The 4,300-nt window shown below is 65.1% G+C and carries 4 protein-coding genes and 1 pseudogene (1 of these 5 cut by a window edge); 2 read left to right on the forward strand and 3 right to left on the reverse strand.

Annotated features, from left to right (window positions below; translation table 11 throughout):
* Both ACFE99_RS16760 and ACFE99_RS16765 read right to left on the reverse strand, forming a co-directional pair.
* Positions 1-439 (reverse strand): MFS transporter (locus tag ACFE99_RS16760; protein WP_375487238.1); only part of this gene is annotated, 439 nt, incomplete at its 3' end.
* Between the two features lie 67 nt (positions 440-506).
* Complete coding sequence (locus tag ACFE99_RS16765) at positions 507-1,448, reverse strand: DUF5996 family protein (protein ID WP_375487220.1); 942 nt, start codon at positions 1,446-1,448, stop codon at positions 507-509.
* A gap of 239 nt (positions 1,449-1,687) precedes the next feature.
* On the opposite strand from ACFE99_RS16765, the gene ACFE99_RS16770 reads away from it, so the two are divergent.
* Together ACFE99_RS16770 and ACFE99_RS16775 are read left to right on the forward strand one after the other, a co-directional pair.
* On the forward strand, positions 1,688-2,359 hold the full coding sequence (locus ACFE99_RS16770; RefSeq protein WP_375487222.1) for a TetR/AcrR family transcriptional regulator: 672 nt from the start codon (positions 1,688-1,690) through the stop codon (positions 2,357-2,359).
* Entirely contained in the window at positions 2,356-3,300 is a 945-nt protein-coding gene (locus ACFE99_RS16775) for a R2-like ligand-binding oxidase (protein ID WP_375487224.1), read from the forward strand. The genes ACFE99_RS16770 and ACFE99_RS16775 overlap by 4 nt, the downstream gene beginning before the upstream one ends.
* 18 nt (positions 3,301-3,318) lie before the next feature.
* Here ACFE99_RS16775 and ACFE99_RS16780 read toward each other — a convergent pair.
* Positions 3,319-4,300: pseudogene (locus ACFE99_RS16780) on the reverse strand (NADP-dependent succinic semialdehyde dehydrogenase) (it continues 386 nt past the right edge of the window).

The following is a 4,300-nucleotide window of genomic DNA, read 5'->3' on the forward strand; positions in this document are numbered from 1 at the left end:
TGCCCGCCCAGATCCCCACGGCGCGGCCCCGGTCTTCCTCGGTGATGCCCGTGTCGATCAGTGCGAGGCTGCCGGGCACAAGCGCTGCCGCGCCGACGCCCTGCACCAACCGCGCCCCGATCAGACAACCGACGGATGGTGAAAGACCACAACCCAGCGAGGCAGCGGTGAAAACTGCCAGGCCGCCGACGAAAACACGGCGGCGGCCGTAGCGGTCGCCTGCCGCGCCTCCCAAGAGCAGCAACGCACTGAGCGTCAGCAGGTAGGCATCGAGTACCCACTGCTGGCCGGCCAGCCCGGTGCGCAGATCGCGCCCTATGGCGGGAAGCGCGACGTTGACCACAGTGCCGTCGAGGAACGCGATGCCGGAACCGAGCACCGCGCCGGCGATCAGCCACCGTGCGGCAGGCGACGCCAACGGTAAGCGGCGCGACGTCATAGGCCCAAGACGCTCAGGTTGCTCCACGGCTCACACTCCTAACGACACCTGGCGTCAAAAGCGTTGGTTACGAATGTCTTTGGTGCGTCTTCCAACGATCCGGATCGTCCTCGAGCGCAGCGCGATCCCACTCAGCACGGGTTGCCGCCGCTTCGTAGGTGTCCTGCAGAAATGCGAGAAGCACTTGATCGGGGTCCGGCGCTTGCCGTACGACCTCGTAGGGCACGAGGAACTCGCCGTGATCCCTGCTGTAGTGAGCCTCATCAGGCCTGACGGGGTAGTCCGCGAATCCGTCCGGTTCGGGATAGGCGTAGGCGTAGAAGGCGCCCTCATCGCCGCCTCCGGGCCAAAAGCCGCAGCTGCTCAGTTCGTGCGAGTATGCCTCCACCATCACCCAGTCCCCGACGTTTGGCGCGCCGCCGGGATGGCGAGGTGCGCGACGGCCGGAAAACCTCGTACAAGCTAGATCCATTGCGCCCCAAAAGAAATGTACTGGACTTGCTTTTCCGACAAATCGGGACCGGAACTGGCCCAGCACGCGGTTAGCGTGCAGGAGCTGGCGCCAGAAAAGATGTGCGGCCGCGGCATCGTACGACTTGTGCTCGACGTCCTCGGCGAATCGTGGGGCTGGGTCAACCTCATTCGGGTGTGACTGGATGTTGGTATGCAGTCCCAATTCGTCAAGCGCGTGCATAGTTTGGGCGTAGAACTCCGCGACCGATTTCGGTTCCAGCCGCACGGTACGGGCGGCGCCGGCACTGCTGCGGATCACTAAGTGATGGTCAACGAAATCGAATTCGATATCGAAAGCCTCGGTCCCCTGCGGGATCGCCGAAGTCGTCAAGCCGCGGGGAGTCACGTACATGGTGACCTGCCACCAATGATTGACCATGGGCGAATGGGCGAGTCGCACCTTGCCGACGATCTGGGTCCACATGTGCAGTGTGTCCCGCGTTAGAGTCCAGTCCTCGACCCGCAGGCTCGGCCACGTGGTGGTGTGTTGCGCCATTCGATAACCACTCCTCGGTTCGACCGCTATCGGTGTGCTCCGATCGGCGAAGTCGGGCCCTTTCCCGCGACGATCCCAGGTCACCCGGCGGCTCGACGTTGACGTTAGACCTCCGGCATCTGTCCTTCTCGTGCTCGCCCGGATCGGGGCGTTCGTGGCCAGCAGGGCAGATGGCCCTTGAGGAGTGAGCTGAGTCACACTAGAATGACCAGTGGTCATCGACGCGAGGAGGATTCTCAATGCCGACGGTGACGTGGGCACGCGTCGATGCGGCACGCCGGGCAGCGGTGATCGAGGCCGCGGAGGCGGAATTCGGAGCGCATGGCTTTTCCCGCGGCAGCTTGAACGTCATTGCACGGCGCGCCGGGGTCGCCAAGGGCAGCCTGTTCCAATACTTCGCCGACAAGCGCGACCTCTACGCGTTCATCGCCGACGTCGGAAGCCAGCGGGTGCGGTCGTACATGGAGGCCCGCATTCGCGCGCTCGACCCGAGCAGACCATTCTTCGATTTTCTCACCGACCTGCTCGACGACTGGGTCGCCTACTTCGCCGACCATCCGCGGGAACGGGCGCTTCATGCCGCAGCGAGCTTCGAGGTCGACACCGACGCCCGCATCAGTGTGCGGTCCGTGATTCACCGGCACTACCTTGAAGTGCTGCGACCGCTGGTGCGCGACGCGCAAGCACGCGGCGATTTGCGGGCGGATTCGGACACCGACGCGTTGTTGTCGTTGCTGCTGCTGATTTTTCCGCACCTCGCGCTGGCACCGTACGTGCGCGGCATGGACCCGGTCCTGGGACTCGACGAGCCCACCCCCGAGCAACCGGCGCTGGCGGTGCGCCGACTCGTCGCCGTGCTTTCGGCCGCATTCTCGCCGGCAATGCAGCCAACGATCAAGGAGGTCACATGACACGAACACGTTACGGCTCGCTGGCCGCGGGCGGCCTGAACTGGGACAGCTTGCCGCTCAAGCTCTTTGCCGGTGGCAACGCGAAATTCTGGAATCCTGCCGACATCGACTTCTCCCGCGACCGAGCCGATTGGGAGGCACTATCCGAGCGGGAACGCGACTACGCCACCCGGCTGTGTGCGGAGTTCATCGCCGGCGAGGAAGCCGTCACCAAGGACATCCAGCCGTTCATGTCCGCGATGCGGGCTGAAGGGCGGCTGGGCGACGAAATGTATCTGACACAGTTCGCGTTCGAGGAGGCTAAGCACACCCAGGTGTTCCGGCTCTGGCTCGACGCGGTCGGAGTCACCGACGACCTGCACAGTTACTTCGACGACCTTCCGGCATACCGGCAGATGTTCAACGAAGAACTTCCGGAGTCGCTCGATGCCTTGTCGGTTGATCCCTCACCGGCCGCACAGGTGCGGGCGTCGGTGACCTACAACCACATCGTCGAAGGCATGTTGGCCCTGACCGGCTACTACGCCTGGCACAAGATCTGCGTGGAGCGCGGCATCCTGCCCGGCATGCAGCAGCTTGTTCAGCGCATCGGTGACGACGAGCGCCGCCACATGGCGTGGGGCACCTTCACTTGCCGGCGCCACGTCGCCGGCGACGACGCCAACTGGACGGTGTTCGAAGAGCGGATGAACGAGCTGATGCCGCTGGCGCTGCGCCTGACAGAAGAGGGCTTCGCACTGTATGCCCCCGACATCCCGTTTGGCTTGTCTGTAGACGAGTTCCTGCAGTACGCCGCAGACAAGGGAATGCGCCGGTTCGGCACGATCAGCAGCGCCCGCGGGCGTCCGCTCGCCGAGATCGACCTCGACTATTCGCCGCTGCAACTGGAGGACACGTTCGGCGACGAGGACGAGAGAGCGTTGGCGGCGGCCACGGCCTAGGGGCACGCCAGCGAACCGCTACTCGACCTTTTTCCCGCCGCCGGCGTCACCGCTGTCCGCTGAGCCGACCCAGACCGTTTTGGCGTTGCAGAACTCCCGAATCCCGTGGCCGGAGAGCTCACGGCCGTAGCCGGAGCGCTTGACGCCGCCGAACGGCAGCTCGGGGTAGGACACCACCATCCCGTTGATGAAGACCTGCCCGGCTTCGATGTCGTCGATAAAGCGCTGCTGCTCGGACTCGTCGCGGGTCCAGGCATTGGAACCGAGCCCGAAGGTGGTGGCGTTGGCGATCTCGATGGCCTCGTCGATGTCGGCGGCGCGATACACCGAGGCGACTGGGCCGAACACCTCCTCGCAGAAGATCGGCATATCGCGGCTGATGTCGGTGATCACCGTCGGCGGGTAGAACCAGCCGGTCCCGTCGAGACGCATTCCGCCGCAACGGATTACCGCACCCGCCGCAGCGGCCTCGTGGACCAGCTTTTCCACGTCGGCGCGGCCCTGCTCAGTGGCCAGCGGACCGACGTCGGTGTCCGGATCCGTCGGGTCGCCGACCCGCAGCGCGGCCATCTTCTCGACGAACTTGTCTACGAACTCGTCATAGATCTCGGTGTGGACGATGAACCGCTTGGCCGCGATGCAGGATTGGCCGTTGTTCTGCACCCGCGCAGTGACCGCGGTGGCCACCGCCGCGTCAAGCTCAGCCGACGGCATCACGATGAACGGGTCACTGCCGCCGAGTTCGAGGACGGTCGGTTTGATCTCGTCGCCGGCGATGGCGCCCACCGACTGGCCGGCCGGTTCGCTGCCGGTAAGGGTGGCGGCGGCCACGCGTGGGTCGCGCAGGATGGTTTCCACGGCGCTGGACGGGACGAGCAGCGTCTGGAAACAGCCGTCCGGGAAGCCGCCGCGAGCGATGACGTCGGAGAGATACAAAGCCGTCTGCGGCACGTTGGAGGCGTGCTTGAGAATCCCGACATTGCCGGCCATCAGCGCGGGG

This window comes from uncultured Mycobacterium sp., from assembly GCF_964249325.1.
GTDB lineage: Bacteria > Actinomycetota > Actinomycetes > Mycobacteriales > Mycobacteriaceae > Mycobacterium.